Genomic DNA, 23,873 nt, shown 5'->3' with positions numbered 1-23,873 from the left:
AGCGACGGACGGGCTGAAACCTAATTCTTCAGTATTTGGTTGCATGATCGGGCTTCGCATTTCCCGATCGGTGCCCTTCGATGCCTCGTCTCTCCAGTCTGAACTTCCGCCTTCCCGCAATCACGGTCGGGCTCGCCCTCGTCAGCGCCACCGTGATGGGCGGGCTGAGCTGGTACAGCGCCCGCGCCGGGCTGGTGGATGCTGCCCAGGAGCGCCTGCAATTCGCCGCCTCGGCCCGCAAGGCGGGAATCGAGCTGGTGGCCGAGCGGGTCGGCGGCGACCTCGTCACCATCGCGGGCAACCCGCAGGTGGGCGGCAATTTCGGCGACCTCGTTGAAGCCCTCGATCCGGTCAAGGCCGATTTCGCCGGTCTCGTCCGCACCTACACCGAGGGCGCGACGCTGGAAGCCCGCCTCGGCGCCGAGGCGGCCGGCACGATGTACGGACGTCGCCACGCCAAGGTCCAGGAGGTCGCCCGCAAGATCCTGGAGCGGCCGGGCTATGCCGACCTCGTCTTCGTCTCCGAGGACGGCCGCATCGTCTACACCACGACCAAGGGCAAGGACTTCGGACGCGCCCTTGCCGAACCCGATCTGGCCGGCACCGGCCTCGTCCGTCTGGTGGAGCGCCTGAAGGCTTCCGGTTCCGACGCGACCCTCTACGAGGATTACGGCGCCTACTCGGCCGATGCCGTGCCGTCGGCCTTCATCGGCCGCGCCATCGCGCGCCGCGCCAACGTCGCCATGGGGACCGGCCAGGACTCGGCCCGGATCGGCTTCGTGGTGATGCGCCTGACGCCGGCCCTGTTCGACCGCACCCTCGCGGATCGCGGCGGCCTCGGCGAGACCGGTCAGGTCATGGCGGTGGGCGGCGACGGCGCCCTGCGCAGCGACCCGCCGCTCACGGCCAACTCCGGCAAGCCCGTGACCGCCGGCACACCCGTGACGACCCTGGGCCTCGACAAGGATGCCCTGGCGAGCGGGCGCCCCTTCACCTACCAGGACGGCGCCGGGCGCCGCATGGTCGCCACCGCCAAGGTCTCGGTGCTCGGCGCACCGTGGACCATCCTGGCCGAGCAATCCGAGGACGAGACGCTGGCGGCGGTCGGAACCCTGACCCGGGCGCTGGCCTTCACGGCCCTGGCGGTGCTGGCCGTGACGGCGATCCTCGGCCTGCTGTTCGCCCGCACCATCGTCGGTCCCCTTGGCGCCCTGACCCGCGCTCTGCAGGCGCTTGCCCGCCGCGAGACCCTGGCCGAGGTGCCGGGCAGCCGCCGCGCCGACGAGATCGGCGACATCGCCCGCGCGGTCGTCACCATCCGGGACATCTCCCTGGAAGAAGCCGCCCAGCAGCTCCAGACCACCGAGGCGGCACGCCTGCGCCAGGAGACCGAGCGCCGCGCCCTGCTGCGCGACCTCGCCGACCGGTTCGAGCACTCCGTCGGCGGCATCGTCGGCACCGTTTCGCAGGCTTCGTCCGACCTCCAGGGCGCGGCCTCGGGCATGACCGAGGCGGTGGCCGGCACCGCCCGTCGCTCCAGCTCGGTCGCGGCGACCGCGCAGGAGACCGCCGGCAACGTCAACGCGGTGGCGGTGGCGGCCGAGGAACTCGGCGCCACGGTCGGCGAGATCGGCCGGCAGGTGGAGCAGGCCTCCGCCATGTCGGGTCAGGCCGTCGAGGAGGCGGGCCGCACCGCCGCCACCATGCAGACCCTGTCCGAGGCCGCGACCCGGATCGGCGACGTGGTCGGCCTCGTCTCGCAGATCGCCAGCCAGACCAACCTCCTGGCGCTCAACGCCACCATCGAGGCGGCCCGGGCCGGCGAGGCGGGCCGCGGATTCGCCGTGGTCGCCTCGGAGGTGAAGAACCTCGCCGAGCAGACCAGCCGCGCCACCACCGAGATCGCCGAGCAGGTCGAGGCGATCCGTTCCGCCACCACCGGCGCCACCGGGGCGATCCGCAGCATCGTCACCCGCATCGAGAGCATGAGCGTCGTCACCAGCAGCATCGCGGCGGCGGTCGAGGAGCAGGGTGTCACCACCCAGGAGATCGTCCGCAACATGGGCCAGGCCTCGGCCGGCACCGGGGCGATGAGCCAGGACATCGAGGCGGTGGCGCATGCGGCGGCGGAGGCCGGCGCCACGGCGGCCCAGGTCCAGCGCGCCTCGGCGGACCTGTCGCGCCAGTCCGAGCACCTGCGCACCGAGGTCGGCACCTTCCTCGCCACCGTGCGGGCCGCCTGAGGCGCGCGCCCGACCCCACGCGACCAGGGCCGGCGGCGCTCGCCGGCCCTGCTTCGTCAGCCATGTCCTCAGCGGCCTTGACCCCCCGGCGGGCTTGGCTCCAATGCCCCGGGTCAACCGGGACGCCTCGCCATGCCGCCGCTCCTCGCCCTGCCCTTCCCCGCCATCGATCCCGTAGCGGTGGCGATCGGGCCGATCACCATCAAGTGGTACGCGCTGGCCTACATCGTAGGCCTGCTCGGCGGCTGGTACTACGCCCGTCGGCTGGTGGCGGCGGACCGCTACTGGGGCGTGGTGCGGCGCCCGACCCTCACCGACATCGACGATCTCATCGTCTGGGTGGCGCTCGGCGTCGTGCTCGGCGGGCGCATCGGCTACGTGCTGTTCTACAACCTGCCGCTCTACCTCTCCGACCCCATCGAGATCCTGGCCATCCGCAACGGCGGCATGTCCTTCCACGGCGGTTTCCTCGGCGCCGTTCTGGCGATGCTGCTGTTCGCCCGTGCCCGCAAGCTCCAGCCCTTCACCTTCCTCGACATCGCCGGCGTGGTGGTGCCGATCGGGCTGTTCTTCGGCCGCATCGCCAATTTCGTGAACGGCGAATTGTGGGGGCGCATCGCCCCGGACTTCGCCTACGCGGTGGTGTTTCCCTCCGGCGGCCCCCTGCCCCGGCATCCGAGCCAGCTCTACGAGGCCGCCACCGAGGGCGCCCTGATGTTCGTCGTGATGGCGCTGGCGGTGCGCGCCTACGGCTTCCGCAAGCCCGGCCTGATGGGCGGCATCTTCGTCCTCGGCTATGCCCTGGCCCGGACCTTCTGCGAGTTCTTCCGCGAGCCGGACCGCCAGCTCGGCTACCTGTTCGGCACCGAGAACTGGTCCACCGGCGGCATCACCATGGGGATGGTGCTGTGTGTCCCCATGGCGCTCGTCGGGCTCGCCGCCATCGTGATGGCGCTGCGCGGCACCACCCGCCCGCGTGTCGCGGTGGAGGACCTGCCCCCCGCGAGCACCGCCAGCGCCGCCAATCCGGCGAAGGCCGACGCGGCGTGACGAGTCCGCTCTTCGCCGCGATTCGCGACGAGATCCTGGCCTCGGGTCCGATCGGGCTCGACCGCTACATGACCCTCTGCCTCGGCCATCCGGTCTACGGCTATTACCGCACCCGCGACCCGCTCGGCGCCAGCGGCGACTTCATCACCGCCCCCGAGATCAGCCAGATGTTCGGCGAATTGATCGGCATCTGGATCGCGGCGACCTGGGGCGCGATGGGCGCACCGCCCGATCTCGCTTTGGTGGAACTCGGCCCCGGGCGCGGCACCCTGATGCAGGACGCGCTCCGAGCCTTGTCACGCGCCGCCCCGACACTCCGCCCCGCCCTGCACCTCGTCGAGACCAGCCCGGTCCTGCGCGAAGCCCAGGCGACACGCCTCGCGGCCGCCGCGCCGACCTGGCACGACAGCATCGATACCCTCCCGCGCGCGCCGACCCTCGTCATCGCCAACGAGTTCTTCGACGCGCTCCCCGTGCGCCAGTTCCAGCGCACCGCGCGCGGCTGGTTCGAGCGCCTCGTGGGCCTCGCCCCGGACGGGATTGCCCTCGCCTTCGGCCTCGCTGCCGAGCCCGACACCCGCATCAACGCCACCGGTCCGGACGGGGTGCTGATGACCCTGCCGAGCGCCGCCCTCGAGATCGTGCGCAGCCTCGCCCGTCGCCTCGTCGCCGACCGGGGCGCGGCCCTGATCATCGATTACGGCCATGTCCGGCCCGGGTTCGGCGATTCGCTCCAGGCGATGCGCGGCCACGGTTTCGTGCCGCCCCTCGCCACGCCCGGCGAGGCCGACCTGACCACCCATGTGGACTTTTCTGCCCTGGGCCGCGCCGCCCGCGCCGAGGGCGCGACCCTGCACGGCCCGGCCGACCAGCGCGACGTTCTCGCCGCCCTGGGCCTGCGCGAGCGCGCCGAACGCCTCGGCCGCGACGCCAGCCCGGCCCAGCGCGATGCGATCACGGCAGCGGTGGCCCGCCTGACCGACCCCTCCCGGCGCGGCATGGGCAGCCTGTTCAAGGCGATGGCGTTTTCGGACCCGTCGCTCACCGCCCTCCCGGGTCTCCCGACGGCGCCGTCGTAGGCGGCTCGGCCCGGCTCAAGGCACGCGACGGGCCAGCCACAGGGGCCACAGACCCAGTGCGCGAGCGCCGCAGGGGAACAGCAGCAGGGTCAGGGTGTGGGCGTCCATCGACGTTCTCATCGTCCTGATGGCTCAAGGCAAACGCATAGCCGGGTCGTCCCGAACAACTGAGTATGAGGCTTGGCGGGCGGCGGATCGCCGAGCAGGCGCAAAACTTGACTTCACCCCCTCATCGGATTAACCGCCTTCGCATTCATGCGACGGTTTGATCGTCAACACGAACGCCGACCGGCCCTGTGAGGCCGGAGGTCAACGCCCGACAGCGCGATGCGCCCTCGGGCGGGTTTCGCGTTGGAGAACAGGGCGTCGGTTCCGGTTCACACGTCGTCGTCGAGTTCCGATGCCCAACGCCCCCGCGAAGACGCCCCTGCGCATCGAGGATGCGGTGAACGACACCTGCCCGTGGTCGGGCAAGCCGATCGCGGCGGATTCGCTCACCCTCTACAACGGCGCCGTGGTGGGCTTCTGCAATCCGGAATGCCGCGACAAGTTCGCCAAGGCGATCCGCGGCTTCGAGGATGCGCTGCAGGCGCGGCGGGCCGAGAGCGCGGGCGTCAACCAGTGATCGCTCCGACGATGCAGACGATGCCGGTTCAGGGAGCCTGACGCATGTTCGAAGGCCTGTCCGATCGCCTCTCCGGAATTCTCTCCGGCCTGACGCGCCGCGGCGCCCTCACCGAAGCCGACGTCACCGCGGCTTTGCGTGAGGTCCGCCGCGCCTTGCTGGAGGCCGACGTCGCCCTCGAGGTGGTGCGCGGCTTCACCGAGAAGGTGCGCGAGAAGGCCGTCGGCGCCGTCGTGCTGAAGTCGGTCACGCCCGGCCAGATGGTCGTCAAGATCGTCAACGACGAGCTTGTGGCGATGCTGGGCTCGGAAGCCGGCATCATCGATCTCAACGCCCCCGCCCCCGTCGCCATCCTGATGGTCGGCCTGCAGGGCTCGGGCAAGACCACCACCACGGCCAAGATCGCCCGCCGCCTCGTCGCCCGCGACAAGCGCAAGGTTCTGCTCGCCTCGCTCGACACCCGTCGCCCGGCTGCCATGGAGCAGCTGGCGATCCTGGCCAAGCAGGTCGAGGTCGAGAGCCTGCCGATCGTCGCCGGCCAGTCGGCCGTGCAGATCGCCAAGCGCGCCATGGACGCCGCCCGCCTCGGCGGCTTCGACGTGGTGATGCTCGACACCGCCGGCCGCATCACCCTCGACGAGGCGCTGATGGCGGAGGCGGCCGAGGTCAAGGCCGCCACCAACCCGCACGAGGTGCTGCTGGTCGCCGACGCGCTCACCGGCCAGGACGCGGTCAACACCGCCCGCGCCTTCGACGAGCGCCTCGGCGTCACCGGCATCGTGCTGACCCGCATGGACGGCGATTCGCGCGGCGGCGCGGCCCTGTCGATGCGCGCCGTCACCGGCAAGCCGATCAAGCTCGTCGGCACCGGCGAGAAGGTCGACGCCCTGGAGGAATTCCATCCCTCCCGCGTCGCCAACCGCATCCTCGGCATGGGCGACATCGTCTCGCTGGTCGAGAAGGCGGCCGAGACCATCGACCACGAGCAGGCGCTCCGCACCGCGGAGAAGATGCGCAAGGGCAAGTTCGACCTCGACGACCTGTCGATGCAGCTCGTCCAGATGGAGAAGATGGGCGGCATCGGCGGCCTGATGGGCATGCTTCCGGGCATGGGCCAGATGAAGAAGCAGGTCGAGAGCGCCAACCTCGACGAGAACATGTTCAAGCGCCAGCGGGCCATCATCTCGTCGATGACCGCGCAGGAGCGCAAGAATCCCGACCTCCTCAAGAATTCCCGCAAGAAGCGCATCGCGGCGGGTTCGGGGACGAAGGTGGAGGAGCTGAACAAGCTCCTCAAGATGCACCGGACCATGGCCGACATGATGAAGGCGATGGGCTCGGGCAAGCGCGGCATCGGCCAGGCGCTGGGCTCGATGTTCGGCATGGGCGGCGGCGGTGGAATGGGCGGTATGCCCGGCCTGCCCCCCGGCATGGCGGAGCCCACGCCGGAGATGATCGCCGACATGCAGAAGCAGCTCGGCGGCAAGCTCCCCCCCATGCCTCCGGGCCTCGGGGGCAAGATGCCGGGCCTGCCAGGCCTCGGCGGGCCGAAGGGGCTTCCGGGCCTTGGCGGCTTCCCGTTCGGGAAGAAGAAGTAGCACCGGGGCGCCGGTGCGCAGCGACGAGCGAAGGGACCTGCGTCTTCTCCGCTCCTCTCTGCCCACCGGACGCCTCATCCGACACACGCAAAACCCCCTCATCAGGAGAAAAAAATGTCCCTCAAGATCCGCCTGACCCGTGGCGGCGCCAAGAAGCGCCCGTACTACCGCATCGTCGTCGCCGATGCCCGCGCCCCGCGCGACGGCCGCTTCATCGACAAGGTCGGCGTCTACGACCCGATGAAGGCCAAGGATGATCCGGCCCGCATCGTGCTCGAAGCCGACAAGATCCAGGCTTGGCTCGCCAAGGGCGCGCAGCCGACGGACCGCGTCCTGCGCTTCCTCGACGCCGCTGGCCTCGCCAAGCGCCCCGCGCGCAACAACCCGCAGAAGGCCGAGCCGGGCGAGAAGGCCAAGGAGCGCGCCGCCAAGCGCGCCGAGAAGGCCGCTGCCCCGGCCGAAGACGCCGCAGCCTGAGGTCCCCCGCATGGCGCGTCGTCCCGGAGGCCTATCGACCCACGGTGACGGCGGCCGCCGTGCGCGGCCCGGCCGCATCGGCAGCGAGGCGGCCACCTCGCCCCACCGGCCCAAGGCGGAGGTCGACGCGCCTCTGCCGCCCACCGACCCAAGTCTCGTCCAGATGGGCGAGTTCGGGCGGGCACACGGGCTCAACGGCGAGGTCCGGCTGAAATCCTACACCGGCGACCCGCAGGCCATCGCGTCCTACGGGCCGCTGATCGGTGCCGATGGCCGCCGCATCGAGCTCACCGATGTCCGGCAGGCTGGCGGTGCCTCCCCCGACCTCCTGGTCGCGCGCGTCAAGGGCGTCGGCGACCGCACCGGGGCGGAGGGTCTCAACCGCCTCGCCCTGTACCTGCCGCGCGATCGCCTCGGCACCGTGGCGGAGGAGGACGAGTTCTTCACCGCCGATCTCGTCGGTCTCGACGTGGTCGACACGCAGGGCACGGTGCTGGGCACCGTCGCGGACGTGCCGAATTACGGCGGCGGCGACCTTCTCGAAATCAAGCCGGCCCAGGGCGGCGCCACCGCCCTCCTGCCCTTCACCAAGGCCTTCGTGCCGGATCTCGACATCGCCGGCGGCCGCGTGGTGATCGACCCGCCGGAGGACCTGTTCGCTCCGGCCCAGCCGCGCCCGCCCGAAGAACCCGTCTGAGGAACCCGTTTAGCGGGAACTGCCGATTCGGTGACGCTCGGGGAGGATCATCGGATCGGCCAGCGTCCCCCATACGACCGGGTGGCCGAACGGACCGGGTGGCCGAACGGACCGGGTGACGCGCCGCGTTCGGCACCGAGACGGTGAAGGCCCGACGTTCGCCGTCCCCGGGGTATCGCGTGGGCAGGCGTGATCGCCGGCAGGCGCTGCTTGGCGTAGTGCGCCCGTTCTGACGGGTGTCGAACACCACGCCCTCGTCGCCCCGCAATACAGCCCGATCGTAGAAGTCGAGGTCGAAGCGCGGCCGAGTCTGTCTCGCAAGCACCGTGCGTGTGCCCATCGGTCCCGGAGGCGCGGGAGGCCAAGGGCAGCGCCGCGACAGCGTTACCTCAGCCGGAGCAGTCGGAGAACGGACCATCCTCCCTCGACCGGTCGCAGGCGACGGACCCGGACGCCGGCGCTCCGTCCGGGTCGGACAGCATCGGCCGCGCCAAAGCGCGTCGCTCGAAAAATGCCGCGTCGTCCGAAGCAGCGGACCCGCCCGAAGGGTCGGCATGGCGGGTCTGGTTCCGCCCGTCCGCCTTGGCGGCGTATAGGGCGGCATCCGCGGCACGATAGAGGTCGCTCAGCGACCACATCCCCGGTTCGACGTCGTCGCTGCTCGCCACGCCGATGCTGACCGTCAGCGTGCCCGCCGCGATGCCCGAGACGGCGAGATCGAGGCGGCCGACCGCCGCGTGAATGCGGGCCGCGACACGGGCGGCGCCCAGGCCGTCGCTTCCGGGAAGCAGCACCACGAATTCCTCGCCGCCAACCCGGCACACGAGGTCGCCGGCGCGGGCGACGCTGGCCTCGAGGCAGCGCGCGAGGCCTTTCAGCACCTCGTCGCCGACGGCGTGGCCATAGCGGTCGTTGAGCGCCTTGAAGTGGTCGGCATCGATGACCAGGAGCGACAGGGGGAACGGCGACAGCGATCCCACCGCCCCGGCTTCACCGATGCCCCCCCCACCGATCCCCGCCCCACCGATCCCCGCCAAGGCCTCTTCGAACCGGCGTCGGTTCGGCAACCCGGTCAGGGCGTCGGTGCGCGACAGGCGGACCAGTTCCTCCTGCATCCGGGCGCGCCGCCGCAATTCGCGCCCGAACAGCAGCGACAGACCGGCGGTGAGCCCGCACAGGATCAGCAGCACGCCGCCCAGCACCGCCGCCCGCCCGCGCCACTCGGCCTCGATCTCCTCGGGCGCCAGGGTCACGTCGAGGATGAGGGGCAGGTCGCCGATCCGCATGAAGGTGTGGAGCCGCGACCCCGTGTTCTGGATCGTGGGGCCGACGAAGCTGCCGTGCCCGACGCGGACGAGGTGCTGGAAGACGGGTGAATCGGCAACGCTCGTCCCCAGCGTTCCGTCCCAGGGGGGATACCGCACCAGGCGCGTGCCGTCCGCCCGGTAGAGGTTGATCGCCCCCTTGGTCCCGAGCGCGAGGTTTTCGAACAGGCTGCTGAAATAGGTGAGCTTCAGGGAGGCCTGCACCACGCCGCCGAAGCTGCCGTCCGGCTTGGCGATCCGTCGGCTCAGCACCACCACCGGAACGCCGAGGAACCGGGAGATCACCGGCTCGCTGATGTCGAGCCCGATCTCGGGATGGTCGCGATGGATGCGAAAATAGGAGCGATCGGCGTTGTTGAGTTGGCGCGCCGGCACGGCGTTGGCGTCGTAGAGGGTGTTGCCGGCCTCGTCGATCACCAGGATCACACCCATGTCGCGGGTGGTGACCGCGCGGTCGAACAGGATGAGCTGGCGCAGTTCCGGGCTGACGTCGGTAAAGCCCGGTGCCGACAGGTTCTCGACCGCACCGCGCAGGGCCAGGTCGATCACCTCGATGTTGCGGGCAATATCGCGCTCGATCACTTGAAGCAGGTTGCGCGACGTCTGCTGCGCCTTCTCCCACGCATCGTCGCGCAGGTTGAGCAGCATCGTCCCGGAGACGACGAGCATGCCGAGGGGCGCGAGAATGCCGAGGCCGATCCAGGCGCTGGTCGCATCGAGACGACGCCAAAAGCCGGCCACCAGGCGCATCGTCGGAATCATCCCCTGGTTGTAAAGCCCAGAAGGCGATACCACGCACAGAACGAATCCAGCCTGCGTTCAGGCCGGCCCACCACCCCTTTTCGTAACGACAACCTCAGCGTGTCTCACGACGACCTTCCCCCGCGCCGCGCCGTGCCAGCGTCCGGGGGATCGTAGCCCGGGGATCGCCCGAACCGCGCTCCAGGCCCCGCGCTATCGCCGGCCCGCGCGCGTGGTCTCATCCCGGCAGGGCCGGATCGAAGCCGGGTCCGGCCTGTCCTCGGGTCGCGGCGCCGCGAAGATCGCGAGGTAGCCGACGCCGCCCTCGAGCACGGAAAACCCGGTCTGGCGGTAGCCGGCGGCGGCCAGTTCGCAGGCCAGCAGCTTCGGCGGCGTTCCATGGCGCGCGGGAACGTCGTCCGCATCGACGATGCCGACCTTGCCACCCGGCTTCATCATGGGGCCGAGATTGTGCAACAGGCCGAAGGGCTGGGCGATCTCGTGATACATGTGGACCAGCACGGCGGCATCGAGGGAGCCCGCCGGCAGGCGCGGATCGTGCGGCCCGCCGCGCACAACCGTCACGTTGGTCAGGGCGCTCTTGGCGATCCGGGTCTCGAGCCCCGCCAGGTACCGTGGCGTGACATCCTCGGCATAGACCTGCCCCTGGGGGCCGACCCGCTCGGCCATCCGCACCGTGTAATAGCCGCTGCCAGCCCCGATATCGCCGACGCTCTGGCCCGGGGCGATGCCCATCAGCCGCATCACCTGCCCGACCTCGTCGACCGAATTGCGCTGCGATTCGGAGGCCCAGAGCGGCGCCACGATTTCGGCGACGGGCCGGTCGGGCTTGGGAAACGCGGTCGCGGGCGCGCCGGGCGGCGCCAGCGGTTCGGCCGCCTGCGTCGTATCCGGTGTGATCACGCCGGCCCCGGAGAGCGCCGCCGCCAGGGCGAGCGATCGGACGAGGGGAGAACGGAGATGGGCGATGCCGGACAGGACCATGGCGGGACAACCCACCCCGAACGGTTCGGTGCCACGTTGACCGGGCGCATCTCCGCGCGCCATCAAGCGGCATGACCGTCCCCTCCCCCGTCGCCGGGTCCAGCCGACCCTGGACCGCCACGATCCTCACCCTCTACCCGGAGATGTTTCCCGGGCCGCTCGGGCTGTCCCTGTCCGGCGAGGCGCTTGCGCGGGGCACCTGGAGCCTGGAAGCGCGCGACATCCGCGAGCACGGCCTGGGGCGCCACCGGGCGGTGGACGACACCCCGGCCGGGGGCGGCGCCGGCATGGTGCTGCGCTGCGACGTGCTGGCATCGGCCATCGACGCCGCCGCCCCGCCCGACGATCCGCGCCCGCGCCTGCTCATGAGTCCGCGTGGCCGGCCGCTGACCCAGGCGCGGGTCCGGGCCTTGAGCGAAGGCCCCGGCCTCGTCGTCGTCTGCGGCCGGTTCGAGGGCGTCGATGAGCGGGTCATCGCCGGTCGCGGCCTGGAGGAGGTGTCGATCGGCGACTACATCCTCTCCGGCGGGGAGATCGCCGCCCTGGTGGTGCTCGATGCCTGCGTGCGCCTGCTCCCCGGCGTGATGGGCAAGCTCGCCTCGGGGGTCGAGGAAAGCTTCGAGACCGGGCAGCTCGAATATCCGCACTACACCCGCCCCCGCGACTGGGAGGGCCGGGCCATTCCCGACGTGCTGACCGGGGGCAACCACGGTGCCATCGCCCGCTGGCGTCAGGCCGAGGCCCTGCGCCTCACACGCGAGCGCCGGCCGGATCTGCTCCGGCCGGCGAAGGGCTGACGTCCCGCTCGGACCCGTCCGCCCGCGGCGGGACCCGACGCGGATCGAACCGCGTCGGGCCGGGGGATCAGAAGCGCCAGACGAAGTTCCCCTTGACGGCCTGGTCCTGAGCCCGGCTGCCGGTCTGGCCGGTATAGGCCACGCCCAGGCTGGCGTTCGGTGCCACCGCGACGTCCAGGCCGACTTCGGCCACAAACGCGTCCCGGTCGATCGGCACGCCCGCGCTGAGGAAGGCCGGACCGGTGGCGAAGGTCAGCAGCGCCTTCGGCACCACGTCCCCGAACGCCCGCCGGTAGCCCGCGAGACCCCGCACCGTCACCGGCAAGCCCAGCCCGAGATCCAGGCCCGTCTGTCCCCGCACGCCCACCGTGGTGGCGCCGACGCCGTAATCCGCCGCCGCGCCCGCCAGTGCGGCCGCGCCGCCCGTCTCCGCGAAGGCATCGCGCCGGACGCCCACATAGGCTCCGCCCACGAAGGGCTCGACATAGGTCGCCACCAGCGGCACGCCGGCACCGGTCCCGCCATCCTTCGACACCAGCACCGCCGCGATCGGCGCTCCCAGCGCAATCTTCCAGCCGATCTCGCCAAAACCCTGGACCGTGTAGCCGCCGCCGTGGCCGCCCAGCGTGCTCGACAGCCCGTACGGCACCGCCCGTCGGGTGCGCGTGTCGGTGCCGGCATAGATCGCGCCCAGCCGCAGCGAAAGCGGGCCGACCGCGTAGCCGCCATAGACGCCGCCGAACCCGCTCTTGAGCGCGGCGCTCTCCGCGTCCCTGGTGCCGCCGGCTCGTCCGGCGCTGTCCAGGTAGGCCTCGGTGTAGCCGCCAACCACGCCCAGGCGCAGGCCGCTCGGCAGTTGCAGGTCCGCACCGGTGGCGAAGCCGGCGATCTGCCGGTTCATATCGAAGGCGTTGCCGCCGCCCTTCGCGCTGCCGAACGCGCCGAAGCCCTGGCCCCAGAGCCCGACCACCTGCGGGTCCAGGATCCGCATGGGCACGCTCGCCACCGCCGGCGAGCGGCCCGGCAGATCGGCCGTGTAGGCGGACGGCAGGGTGCCGTAATCCAGGCCGGTGCCGGGGTTGCCCCAGCGCAGGCGGTCGAGGACCGCTTCACGCACGAAGAAGGCGGTCTCGTAGGCGGTGGAGACGGTGCTGGCATGGATGCCGCCCGCGAGGGCACGGAAGCCGCCCGCGGCCTCCGAGGCGGTGAACCCTACGGCAGCGTCGTAGATCCGGCCCGTCCCGGCCGCCTGGATCGCGTTGGCGACCGCCATGCCGTTGCGGGAGGTGGCGCTCGCGGCGAACGGCACGTCGTTGCGGGTGAGCGTCAGGTCGACGTCGGACAGGCTGTAACGAAGGGTCGGGGTTAGGAAGGCGAGGTTGGAAGTCACCCCGGCGAACTGGCCCGAGACGCCGCCCGTGGCGGTGAGGATCGTGTAGGTGGTGCGGGGGTTGTAGGCACCGGAGGCGGCCAGCACCTGAACCGTGCCGCCCGACAGCGTCGCCTGACCTCCGGCAGCGATCCGGTCCGCCTGCCCGGCGGCATTGGCCTCGACCTGATAGGTGGCGCCGGCCGCGAAGGCGACGTTTCCGGCCACGGACAGAGTCCCGATGGAATTGCCCGGCGCGACGGTACCGCCCGACAGCGCCGTCACGGTCCCGATCGTCCCCGTGCCTCCGAGGCTCGCCCCGGACCCGACCATGACGGGCGCGTTCGCGAACGATCCGTTGACCGCGAGACCACCTTCCAGCACCGAGAGGGGACCGGAAAGGGTGCCGCTTCCGGTGAGGGTCAGCCGACCGGCATTGATCTTGGTCAGGCGGCCGGTGCCGTTGATGGTGTTGGCCATGGTGGCATCCGCGGCCTGATCGAGGATGACGACGGCGTTGTCGGTGATCGTCCCCGTACCGAAGGCGCGGGCCTGTCCGATGAGCGTACCCCCGAGGACGGTCGTCCCGCCCGCGTAGGTGTTGTTGCCGCTCAGCGCGAGCGTGCCGGTGCCGTCCTTGGTCAATGAGCCGGACCCGCCGATATCATTGCCCCAATTGTCATAAGCCGAGAACCCGCCCTTGGCCGCATCCATGACGACCCGGATCGGGCCGTTGAACGCACCGTATCCGTCGGCGGCCGCAAACAGGTTCAGCCGGGCCCAGCCGCTGCCGTCATCGAGGGGTTGACCCGAGGCGAGTTCGGTGGTCGCGAGCACGTCGCGGCGCTGTTCGGCGCTGAGATAGGGAAAACGGGTGGCCAGGAGGACCTCGGCGCCCACCGGGACCACCGGCGCGAGGTCGGTGGGGCCGACCGGACTCAGGCCATAGGTCAGCGTGTTTTCGTAGAAAGCCTTGTTCTTCGCCTTGTCGCTGTACTCGTTCGGGCTCTGCGCGGCGCACTCCCCGGCGCCGAGGCCGCATTGCGCCCGGATATAGCTGTTCAGCGCCTGGGCAGATTGCGCGACGGTTGCCGCAAAATCTTCGCCGGGCTGCAGATAGCCGGGCGTATTGTTCAGGAGCTTCGTGGTTTCCTGGAAGGCGAGAATCCGGCCGCCGATGACGTCGAGGGCATAGTGCACGCCGAGCACGAGGCGGCTGTTCTGGAACTCGGCCGCTTTCGTCAACGAACGCTGGTAGAGTTCCGGTACCATCACCGCGTAGAGGAGGGCGTTGGTGTTGGCGGCGGTCGAGTGTCCGCTGGGAAAGGCCGCCGAATTGCTGCTCTGAACCAGGCCGTAGCGCGGGTCGAGCTTGATCTCGCTGCTGACCTGGAACGGCCTCGGATTGCCCTGGGAATTGGGAACGCCCGGCTGAGTCAGGCCGAAGACCGTGCCGTAGGTGTTGATGGCTCCATAGTACAATTTGAGCACGCCGCTGTCACCGCCGACGCGGCCGTTGGCGGTCTTCGAGATGAAGTCGAGCGCGTTGCCGACCGGGGTCGGGCTGCCGCTCGGGACCGCCTGCAGGAAATTGGCGGCCTTCGTCCCGAAGAAGCGGAGATCGTAGCTGTTGGCATCGATCACCGCCTTGTCGAATCGCGCCGGGCTGGCGCTACGATTGAACTCGATCGTGCGCTGCAAGCTCTCCAGATAGGTCTTCCGCGGAAGGCTCAAGATGCCGTTCAGCACCTGGGCCCCCTCCCGCTGCGGTAGCGTGTTCAAGCTTTGCGCTTGCGCCGGACTGAAGGAAGCAGCCAGCACAAGTGCGGACACGCCAGACATACGAAGAAGCATTGTAGTCTCTTTCTCAGATCGAGTTTTATTCTGTTTCCGGGGATGGCGTGCAGCGTTTGGAGATATTTTCTGATCGTAAAATATTTTATACTGATATAGATTTGGCTATAAGAAAATCTTGGTATGGAATTTGTCTAGAGAACATTTGTGAAACTCTGGTGACGGTCGACAAAAGACCGTGGAGGCTCGGGCGCCGAAAATACCGTCTGGGCGATAGTCTGGCGTTTGTGGCCGCTTGAACCGTGGGCTTCGGCGCCCGTATCGCCTCGCGGGCGCGGCAAACGTCGCGGCTGGAGAATGCGCGCAGGAATTGCCGCGCGGGTCCGGCATCCGAGCCATGCCGAGCGCGCATCGATCCTGCGATCAAGCGGGATCGAACGAAGGTTTGGCGCAGGCCCATCGCCACAATCTCCACACGCCTGTCGAACGGCGCAGGCATTCCTAACGCCGTGATCTTTCCTTCGGTGACGCTGTCACCAGAAATGATCAAACAGAACATCGAAACACAAACCCGACACTTGATTCGACGATCGATTGTCGACGATCTTTGATCAGGCGTCTGGTTTGTGACTCGACCCGGACGAACCCGAGAGTGGCAGATCGCACAACAGGACGGATACGTTCGGAATTGCTGAACCAGGATCAATAGAACGCGGCCGAGTCGAGAACACGACAATCCTCGCCCCCTTCGAGCGGGCTATTTCTCACGTGCAAACCTGCTATACACATGACAGTTCAGCCTATAGGCATGGCCGGAACGGCGATGCATCCGGACCGCTCTGCGCAATCCGATCTCGCGGATTCTCGATGTCGGATAGCCCTCACCGACTGTGCGGCCCCGATTCCATGATGGGTTTCCCACCCGACGGCGCGCCAATCGGGACGACATCGCATCCGTCGGTTCCGCATATCGAGCAGGACAAGGTGGGGATGCCTGAAGGACCGGAAAGCGAGCGCCGTTTCTGGCTGCTCCTGCTCGTATCGACCGGCGCGTTCATGCAGGCCGTCGATGCCACGATCGTCAATGCCGCGATCCCGATCATCGCGTCCGCGTTTTCGACCGTCCCGCTGGAACTGCATCCGGTCCTCACGGCCTATGTTCTGACGCTGGCCGTCTGTATTCCGGCGACACCGTGGCTGTGCGAGCGCTACGGAACGAAGCGCATCTTCGGCGGCGCGATCGTCGTCTTCACCGTCGCCTCCCTTCTCTGCGGGCTCGCCACGAGCGTGTCACAGCTGGTCGCCGCTCGGGTCCTTCAGGGGATCGGTGGCGCCGCCCTCCTTCCCGTCGGCCGATATGTCATGGTCCGCAGCATCGATCCGAAGAGGCTGGTCGCCACGATCAGCACCGTCGCGACGGTGGGACTGGTCGGAGCCACGATCGGACCGTTCGCGGGCGGGTTTCTGGCGCAGTACATCTCCTGGCGCATGGTCTTCTTCATCAATGTCCCGATCGGGGTTTTCGCGCTGATCGTCAACAATCGGCACATGATCGACGTCCGGGCGGTCGCGTGGAAACGGTTCGACACCCTTGGCTTCGCGCTCTTCGGAGCGGGATCGGTCCTGCTCCTCGACAGTTCCGAGAACGTCGTGGCGTCCCAGTGGCAAGGGGTGACCGGCTTGGCCGGCGCGATCGTCCTGTTCGCGATCTACATCGCCTGGAGCCGACACTGTCGGCATCCTCTGGTCGACCTCGCACTGTTCCGGGTGCGCAGCGTTGCGGTCGCGATGGCGGGAAACCTGCTCGCACGGCTCGGAATCTCCAGCCTGTTCTTGATACAGGTGATCTTCCTTCAGGTCGGTTGCGCATGGTCGCCCGCGGAAGCCGGCCTGATGCTTGTTCCGCAAGCGATCGGATCGATCGTTGCCAAACGGTTGGTTGATCGACTGCTGGTCCGCTACGGATACAAACCGTTCCTGCTGGTGAACACGACGCTCGTGGCCTTATCGGTCGGCGGATTCGCAGCATTGAGCCCAAGCACGGGCGCCCTGGTTCTCAGGGTTTACATGTTTCTCTATGGCTGCCTCACAGGGCTTCAATACACCGTGATGAACACGCTGATTTATACCGATATTCGTGAGCACGATATCGCCATGGCGTCTTCCATGGCATCGATGATGCAGTATTTTTCGATGAGCCTTGGAATCGCCATCGCAACGCTGCTGATGAAGGCCTTCCTGCTCGACGAAACGCCGCTGGGTTACGTTCATGCCTTTCGCGAGACCGTCGTCATTCTAGGAATTGTCACGTTTCTGGCGGGCGGCATCTTCGCGACCTTGCCCAACCGGGCTGCACAGCCTTGAGGCGGGCGCGAAGTCGGGGCGGCCTCGTCTCGGCCCGGGCCGCCGGCACTCCCCGGCGCTGCGGTGCCGCCCGGCCCTGGTCGAGTGTCGGTTCGCCCATCGGCGGTCCGGCGAGCGCTTGCGTCCGGTGCGACGCGGGTCCATTGGCGTCTCCGGGCCACTCCTCCCCGCCTAGGAGCTCTCATCTGGAAGGATGACGTCCGTGACCAACCGACCCGCCACGCGCCCCCGCGTGCCGAACTTCTCCTCCGGCCCCTGCACCAAGCGTCCCGGCTGGAGCCTCGACGCCCTCTCGGACGCGCCGCTCGGCCGCTCGCATCGTTCGGCCGTCGGCAAGGCCAAGCTCGCCGAGGCGATCGACCTGACCCGCACCGTGCTGCAGGTGCCGGCCGATTACCGGATCGGCATCGTGCCGGCCTCCGACACCGGCGCCGTGGAGATGGCGATGTGGTCGATGCTCGGTCCGAAGACCGTCGAGGTCGTGGCCTGGGAGGCGTTCGGCCTGGAATGGGTCACCGACGCCCTGAAGGAACTCAAGATCGCGCCGCGCGTCCATGTCGGCGCCTACGGAATCCTGCCCGACCTGTCGGCGGTGGATACGCGGCACAACGACGTCATCTTCACCTGGAACGGCACCGCCGCCGGCGTTCGCGTGCCGAACGGCGACTGGATCGCCGCCGACCGCGAGGGCATCACCATCTGCGACGCCACCTCGGCGGCCTTCGCGATGCCGCTCGACTGGGCCAAGCTCGATGTCGTCACCTTCTCCTGGCAGAAGGTCATGGGCGGCGAGGCCGCGCACGGCATGATCGTGCTCTCCCCCCGCGCCGTCGCCCGCATCGAGGGCAACGTCCCGGCCTGGCCCGTGCCGAAGGTGTTCCGCCTGGCCAAGGACGGCAAGCTCATCGAGGGCATCTTCAAGGGCGACACCATCAACACGCCCTCGATGCTGGCGGTCGAGGATTATCTCGACACCCTGAAATGGGCCGAGCGAATCGGCGGCCTCCCGGCGCTGCATGCCCGGGCCGACGCCAATGCCCGAATCATCCACGACTGGGTGGCACGCACGCCCTGGATCGACCACCTCGCGGCCGATGCCGGCACCTACAGCAACACGGGCGTCTGCCTCGTCATCGCCGATCCCGACGTGCTGGCGCTCGGTGATGCCGCCGTCGGCGCCGTCGCCAAGGGCATCGCCGACACCCTCGACCGGGACGGCATCGCGTACGACATCGGCGCCTATCGCGACGCCCCCGCCGGCTTGCGGATCTGGTGCGGCGGCACGGTCGAGCGCTCGGATCTCGAGGCCCTGACGCCGTGGCTCGACTGGGCGTTTGCCCAGGAGAAAGCGAAGCTGCTCGCGCGGGCGGCGTAGACCCCGCGACCGTGACGCGACGCTCGTGTATACCACGCCCCTGAAAAGCGCTGGTATACAGGCGACGGATTCCTTGTGAACCTCCGTCGCCCGCCTCTCTCGATAGGGCGTCTCGGCCCGGCCCACCCGCACCCGGACACGCTGCATGAAGATCGACGGCAAGCCCTACCGCACCATCTTCCCCGCCGAGGACGCCGCCTCCGTGGCGGTGATCGATCAGACCCGCCTGCCTTTCGCTTTTGAGCTCAAGACCTTAGCGACCCTGGACGACGCCGCCGTGGCGATCCGCACCATGGTGGTGCGCGGCGCGCCGCTGATCGGCGTCACCGCCGCCTACGGTCTCGCCCTCGGCTTGCGGGCCGACGCCACCGAGGCAGGCCTCGACCATGCGGTCGACCGTCTCGCCGCGACCCGCCCCACCGCGATCAACCTTCGCTGGGCCCTCGACCGGGTCGCCGCCAAGCTCCGCACCGTGCCGGAAGCCGACCGCGCCGCCTTCGCCTATGCCGAAGCCGGGCGCATCGCGGAGGAAGATGTCGCGAGCTGCCACGCCATCGGGGTGCACGGCGCCGCGATCCTGAGCGATCTGCATCGCGAAAAAGGCAGGCCGATCAACGTGTTGACCCATTGCAACGCGGGCTGGCTCGCTACGGTGGATTGGGGCACCGCTCTGGCGCCGATCTATGTGGCGCACGATGCCGGCGTGCCGATCCATGTCTTCGTCGACGAAACCCGCCCCCGCAACCAAGGTGCGGCGCTCACCGCCTTCGAACTCAACGGCCACGGCGTCCCGCATACCGTCATCGCCGACAATGCCGGCGGGCATCTGATGCAGCACGGCGCGATCGACATCTGCATCGTCGGTTCGGATCGCACGACCTCATCGGGCGACGTCTGCAACAAGATCGGCACGTACTTGAAGGCGCTCGCCGCCAGCGACAATCACGTGCCGTTCTACGCGGCTCTGCCCTTCTCGACGATCGACTGGACCCTCGATGACGGCGTGCGGGAGATTCCGATCGAGGAACGCGATGGTCGCGAGGTCACCCACCTGACGGGCCGTCTGTCCGATGGCGGCTTCGCCACCATCGAAGTGGTCTCGCCCGGAAGCCCGGTCGCCAATCCGGCCTTCGACGTGACGCCGGGCCGCCTCGTCACCGGGATCATCACCGAGCGCGGCGTCGCGTCGGCCGATTCCGAGGGCCTGCTGTCGCTCTATCCGGAGCGCCGCAAGGCCGCCTGAGGCGTCACGCCTCGGGCGCCCACTGCCAGAAAACCGAGCCGGTGAAGGAAAAAACCGTTTCACCGCGCTGGTTTACGCCGACGTTCTGGTGGGTCGCGAGCCCCCAGCCCGGTCGTGAGGCGGTGGCCCGCTTGTCCACCAGGGTGCAGGTGTAGCGGATCGTGTCGCCGGCATAGACCGGCGCGAGCCAGCGCATATCGCGAAACCCCGGTGACGGCCCGAGTTGCGGCACCGGACCGGTGCGGGCGGTATGGACGACGTCGCGGCCACGGGTGATGTGGAGACGCTTCATCCAGGCGGCCGCCGTATGCCAACCCGAGGCGCAGAGCCCCCCGAAATGCGTCTGCCGGGCCGCCTCGGGGTCGAGGTGGAAGGCTTGCGGGTCGTAGGTCCGGGCAAAGGCCATGACGGCCTCCGGCGTGAACCGATGCGCCCCAAGTTCCCGGGCCGCGCCAAGGGGCGCCGTTTCCAGGAAGCACAAGGGTTCGGCGTCAGCGGACTCGATGAGAGGTGCGTCGTCCGGCGCTTCGACCCTGCGTGGCGGCAGTGGTGTCGCTCCGCGACGGGCAAACATCACCGTGAAGTTCTGGGTCATCACCGGCTCGCCATCCTGGTTCAGGATGGTCATCGCGAAGACGACGAAGCCGCGATCCGGCTTGGTGTTGGATGCCCGGCACGACTCGACGCGAACCGATATGCTGAGGGCATCCCCCGGCAGGACAGGCCGGAGCCAGCGAAGTTCGGCGATCCCGGGCGAGCCCATCGAGGTCGCTCCGCGGAACGCATGCCGCTGAAGGAGTCGCATGCCGAACCCGGCGGTCTGCCATCCAGAGCCGATCAGCCGACCCACGAACGTCGCCTGGGCCGCCTCGGCATCGAGATGGAACGGCTGCGGATCGAATTCCGCCGCGAAAGCGACGATCTCGGCCTCGGTGACCGTCAAAGGGCCACCGTCGATCGCCATCCCGGGGGTGAAGTCTTCGAAGGTGATGCCGGGCATGCGGGGCCTCTCTGGCTTTGAACGTCTTCGCGCCTGGACGACGCGAAACCGATGCCGCCCCGCAGAGTGGCACCCGTTTCGCGCGCGATCCGGCCCGGATTGGCTCAGTTGGCGAAGCGGAAGTGCAGGACGTCACCGTCCTGGACCACGTACTCCTTGCCCTCGAGGCGGAACTTACCGGCTTCCTTCGCACCGCTCTCACCCTTCAGGGTGGTGTAATCGTTGAAGGCGATGGTCTCGGCCCGGATGAAGCCCTTCTCAAAATCCGTGTGGATCACGCCGGCAGCCGCGGGCGCACGGGTGCCCTTTTCGATGGTCCAGGCGCGCGCTTCCTTCGGACCCACCGTGAAGTAGGTGATGAGTCCGAGAAGTTCGTAGCCGGCGCGGATCACGCGATTCAGCCCGGGCTCCGCGAGGCCGACCGCCTCCAGAAAATCTCCCTGGTCGGCCAGCGGCATCACCGCGATCTCACTCTCGATCTTGGCCGAAACCACCACCGCCTTGGCGCCCTCCGCCTTCGCGCGGGCCATCACCGCTTCAGAATAGGCATTGCCCTTGTCGGCATCGCCCTCGTCGACATTGCAGACGTAGAGGACAGGCTTCGCTGTCATCAGGCCGAGGCTCTGGAAGAGTTTCTCCTCGTCGGGCTTGCGCTGGACCAGACGGGCCGGCTTGCCCTCGCGCAGCAGCGGCAGGGCGCGCTGGACGAGGTCGAGTGTTTCCTTGGCCTCCTTGTCGGCACCCTTGGCCTTCTTCTCCAGAGCGATGACGCGCTTTTCCAGGCTATCGAGGTCGGCAAGCATCAACTCGGTCTCGATGGTCTCGATATCGGCAGCCGGATCGACCTTGCCCTCGACATGGGTCACGTCGCCGTCGGTGAAGCAGCGAACGACATGGGCGATGGCATCGACCTCGCGGATATTGGCTAGGAACTGGTTGCCGAGGCCCTCGCCCTTCGATGCGCCGCGCACGAGGCCGGCGATGTCCACGAAGGTGAGACGCGTCGGGATGATCTCCTTCGAGGCGGCGATCTTGGCCAGATCATCAAGGCGCGCGTCCGGCACCGCCACCTCGCCGACATTCGGCTCGATGGTGCAGAACGGGTAATTCGCCGCCTGAGCGGCGGCCGTCTGCGTCAGCGCGTTGAAGAGGGTCGACTTGCCGACGTTCGGCAGGCCGACGATGCCGCATTTAAAGCCCATGGGTCACCTGTCCGTTCGCGAAGCCGACCGCAGTCGGCCTGCGTGAAATCCGATGTCGCTGCCGCGGTCAATCGCGGGCGTTGACCTGCTTGACGTCGTCCCAGCCCCGTCCCGCCATGGCGAGGTGGACCTTGTTCTGGAAGCTCGCATCCTCGCCGGCCGCCAGGAGCGGCGCCTGGTCTGCCACCGCCCGGCAGAGGTCGTCGACCCAGGCTTCCTCGCCCTTACCGAAGTCGTTCAGCACATAGGCGTGTACGAGGGCCTTGTCTCCTGGGTGACCGATGCCGAGGCGGACACGCCGGTAATCGTTGCCGCATTGCGCGGTGATCGAGCGCAAGCCGTTATGACCCGCATTGCCGCCGCCGGTCTTCACCCGCAGCTTGGCCGGAGCGAGGTCGAGTTCGTCATGGAGCACGATCACGTCGGAGAGCGCGATCTTGTAGAAGCGCTGAGCCTCCTGAACCGCGCGACCGGACTCGTTCATGAACGTCAGCGGTTTGAGGAGGATCGCACGCTCCGGCCCGAGCGCTACCTCGGCGATCTCACCCTGGAATTTGCGCCGCCACGGACCGGCCCGGTGGATACGGGCCACTTCGTCGAGGGCCAGGAAGCCGATGTTGTGTCGGTTCTTCGCGTAGCGAGGGCCGGGATTGCCGAGACCGACGATCAGGCGCATGGCGCGAATGGATCCCTGCGAGTTTGCGGCCGGACCCGCGAGAGTGAGCGGATGCCGGCGTAGGCCTCGAAATAGAGATGCCCCAGCCTGCTGGCCGGGGCACTGTCATGGATGACGTGAAGCCGGGCGCGAGCCCAGATTTCAGTCTTCCTTCTTCTCGTCTTCGGCAACGGCCTCGGCGGCCTCTTCCTCGGCCTTCTCGTCGGCAGCTTCGGCGGACTGCGCTTCGGCGATTGCAGCCTCCTCGGCCTCGACCTCGGCGCCGAGGACGGTCGGCGGTACGATGTTGGCGACGGTGGCGTCGGGCTCACCCGTGAAGGTCGCGCCAGCAGGGAGCTTCACATCGGTGATGTGGATCGCATCGCCGATCTCCCGACCCGTCAGGTCGATTTCGATGGCATCCGGAATCGCGTCAGGGGCGACTTCGAGGGCCAGGGTGTGGAGGACGACGTTGAGCGTACCACCCTTCTGCTTGATGCCGGGCGCCGCATCTTCGTTGGCGAAGTGCACCGGGACCTCGACCGTGATCGACTGACCGGCGACGACGCGTAGGAAGTCGACATGGATCGGCACGCCGGTCACGGGATCGAGGTGGAAATCGCGCGGGATCGCACGGGTCTTCTTTCCGCCGGCGTTGATCTCGAACAGGGTGGTCTTGAAGCCACCAGCGTAGATCAGCGTGCGGATGCGGATGAGGTCGACCGCGATGGATTGCGGGGCTTGGCCGCCTCCGTAGATGACGGCGGGAACGTGACCCTGGCGACGAACGGCCCGGGCGGCCCCCTTGCCGACCCGGTCGCGTGCCACGGCCTCAAGCGTCTTGACTGCGCTCATGGCGTGATCCTTTTGCGTATGAGAATGAACGGAAAACGCGAAAGGCCGCCCGAAACGGACGGCCAAGCCCCGAATCCCGAAGCGCCCGTGCCTCCAAGGGTGTCTGGCGAGCGCTGGCGCGGCCTATACCCGCAAGTGCTTCCCGGCGCAACCGCAGGAGCAACACAGGTCATTCCATCCTGAAGGCAAGCGCCGGTCGCGCTTCCGTTGATCCATCGGGTAGCAAACCGCTCGCAAGAGCGTGGCCGCGCTCGTTCGAGGAAAGCGCGACATAATTCGGCGCCGGGAGAGATCGCTGACCAGGATTATGGTCAGAGGATCAGCCGATAAGATCGTGACCGCCGACTGTGAATAGGCGCTCCGGCGAAGCATCGTCCGC

Annotated in this window: 19 protein-coding genes; 12 read left to right on the top strand and 7 right to left on the bottom strand. The window is 68.6% G+C overall.

The genetic code is table 11. From position 1 onward, the window contains the following. Positions 1–80: 80 nt before the first annotated feature. From ASF57_RS01035 to rimM, 7 genes are all read left to right on the top strand, one after another. Positions 81–2,243 (top strand): methyl-accepting chemotaxis protein, encoded by a 2,163-nt coding sequence (locus ASF57_RS01035; protein ID WP_056478995.1) that lies wholly within the window; start codon positions 81–83, stop codon positions 2,241–2,243. Positions 2,244–2,375: 132 nt separating this feature from the next. Continuing rightward, on the top strand, positions 2,376–3,293 hold the full coding sequence (gene lgt / locus ASF57_RS01030; protein WP_056189550.1) for a prolipoprotein diacylglyceryl transferase: 918 nt from the start codon (positions 2,376–2,378) through the stop codon (positions 3,291–3,293). After that, positions 3,290–4,372: an SAM-dependent methyltransferase gene (locus ASF57_RS01025; protein ID WP_056478992.1), complete on the top strand. Its 1,083-nt coding sequence runs from the start codon at positions 3,290–3,292 to the stop codon at positions 4,370–4,372. The genes lgt and ASF57_RS01025 overlap by 4 nt, the downstream gene beginning before the upstream one ends. Before the next feature lie 400 nt (positions 4,373–4,772). After that, a complete protein-coding gene (locus ASF57_RS01020; protein WP_056189555.1) occupies positions 4,773–4,997 on the top strand; it encodes a hypothetical protein in 225 nt (74 codons plus the stop codon). A 44-nt stretch (positions 4,998–5,041) separates the two neighbouring features. Further along, positions 5,042–6,595: a signal recognition particle protein gene (gene ffh / locus ASF57_RS01015; protein ID WP_056478989.1), complete on the top strand. Its 1,554-nt coding sequence runs from the start codon at positions 5,042–5,044 to the stop codon at positions 6,593–6,595. A gap of 114 nt (positions 6,596–6,709) precedes the next feature. Continuing rightward, a complete protein-coding gene (gene rpsP / locus ASF57_RS01010) occupies positions 6,710–7,072 on the top strand; it encodes a 30S ribosomal protein S16 (RefSeq protein ID WP_055957770.1) in 363 nt (120 codons plus the stop codon). Positions 7,073–7,082: 10 nt separating this feature from the next. After that, entirely contained in the window at positions 7,083–7,769 is a 687-nt protein-coding gene (gene rimM, locus ASF57_RS01005) for a ribosome maturation factor RimM (RefSeq protein WP_056478987.1), read from the top strand. Positions 7,770–8,158: 389 nt separating this feature from the next. Here rimM and ASF57_RS01000 read toward each other — a convergent pair whose 3' ends face one another. Beyond that, positions 8,159–9,844 carry a sensor domain-containing diguanylate cyclase gene (locus tag ASF57_RS01000; protein ID WP_082503658.1) on the bottom strand — a complete coding sequence of 562 codons (1,686 nt, stop codon included), beginning with the start codon at positions 9,842–9,844 and terminating at the stop codon, positions 8,159–8,161. Between the two features lie 204 nt (positions 9,845–10,048). Beyond that, entirely contained in the window at positions 10,049–10,855 is an 807-nt protein-coding gene (locus ASF57_RS00995; RefSeq protein ID WP_244476756.1) for a methyltransferase domain-containing protein, read from the bottom strand. A gap of 56 nt (positions 10,856–10,911) precedes the next feature. Here ASF57_RS00995 and trmD point away from each other — a divergent pair, with 56 nt between their 5' ends. Further along, entirely contained in the window at positions 10,912–11,637 is a 726-nt protein-coding gene (gene trmD, locus ASF57_RS00990; RefSeq protein ID WP_056478984.1) for a tRNA (guanosine(37)-N1)-methyltransferase TrmD, read from the top strand. Positions 11,638–11,704: 67 nt separating this feature from the next. Here the strand turns inward: trmD and ASF57_RS00985 are convergent, their stop codons facing one another. Continuing rightward, positions 11,705–14,755: an autotransporter domain-containing protein gene (locus tag ASF57_RS00985; RefSeq protein WP_056478980.1), complete on the bottom strand. Its 3,051-nt coding sequence runs from the start codon at positions 14,753–14,755 to the stop codon at positions 11,705–11,707. 347 nt (positions 14,756–15,102) lie between these two features. On the opposite strand from ASF57_RS00985, the gene ASF57_RS25310 reads away from it, so the two are divergent. The 4 genes from ASF57_RS25310 to mtnA all read left to right on the top strand — a co-directional run bounded on the left by ASF57_RS25310 (position 15,103) and on the right by mtnA (position 19,782). After that, entirely contained in the window at positions 15,103–15,411 is a 309-nt protein-coding gene (locus tag ASF57_RS25310) for a hypothetical protein (protein ID WP_156375910.1), read from the top strand. A 256-nt stretch (positions 15,412–15,667) separates the two neighbouring features. After that, the gene (locus tag ASF57_RS00980) at positions 15,668–17,164 is read left to right on the top strand and encodes an MFS transporter (protein WP_200935788.1); all 1,497 of its coding nucleotides are present in this window, start codon (positions 15,668–15,670) and stop codon (positions 17,162–17,164) included. A 193-nt stretch (positions 17,165–17,357) separates the two neighbouring features. Further along, positions 17,358–18,539 carry a phosphoserine transaminase gene (locus ASF57_RS00975; protein WP_056478977.1) on the top strand — a complete coding sequence of 394 codons (1,182 nt, stop codon included), beginning with the start codon at positions 17,358–17,360 and terminating at the stop codon, positions 18,537–18,539. Positions 18,540–18,684: 145 nt separating this feature from the next. Further along, entirely contained in the window at positions 18,685–19,782 is a 1,098-nt protein-coding gene (gene mtnA, locus ASF57_RS00970) for an S-methyl-5-thioribose-1-phosphate isomerase (protein WP_056478974.1), read from the top strand. 4 nt (positions 19,783–19,786) lie between these two features. On the opposite strand, the gene ASF57_RS00965 is transcribed toward mtnA, so the two are convergent. The 4 genes from ASF57_RS00965 to ASF57_RS00950 all read right to left on the bottom strand — a co-directional run bounded on the left by ASF57_RS00965 (position 19,787) and on the right by ASF57_RS00950 (position 23,494). Further along, positions 19,787–20,782 carry a MaoC family dehydratase gene (locus ASF57_RS00965; protein WP_056478971.1) on the bottom strand — a complete coding sequence of 332 codons (996 nt, stop codon included), beginning with the start codon at positions 20,780–20,782 and terminating at the stop codon, positions 19,787–19,789. Positions 20,783–20,886: 104 nt separating this feature from the next. Beyond that, positions 20,887–21,984 (bottom strand): redox-regulated ATPase YchF, encoded by a 1,098-nt coding sequence (ychF, locus tag ASF57_RS00960; RefSeq protein WP_056189579.1) that lies wholly within the window; start codon positions 21,982–21,984, stop codon positions 20,887–20,889. A gap of 67 nt (positions 21,985–22,051) precedes the next feature. Beyond that, on the bottom strand, positions 22,052–22,660 hold the full coding sequence (gene pth / locus ASF57_RS00955) for an aminoacyl-tRNA hydrolase (RefSeq protein ID WP_056189582.1): 609 nt from the start codon (positions 22,658–22,660) through the stop codon (positions 22,052–22,054). 141 nt (positions 22,661–22,801) lie between these two features. Then, positions 22,802–23,494, bottom strand: a complete 693-nt coding sequence (locus ASF57_RS00950) for a 50S ribosomal protein L25/general stress protein Ctc (RefSeq protein ID WP_056478967.1) — start codon at positions 23,492–23,494, stop codon at positions 22,802–22,804. Positions 23,495–23,873 lie beyond the last annotated feature (379 nt).

The organism is Methylobacterium sp. Leaf117 (assembly GCF_001422985.1).
Classification (GTDB): domain Bacteria; phylum Pseudomonadota; class Alphaproteobacteria; order Rhizobiales; family Beijerinckiaceae; genus Methylobacterium.
Note: the sequence above shows the minus strand (reverse complement) of the source record. Positions and strands in the feature narration are given on the sequence as shown.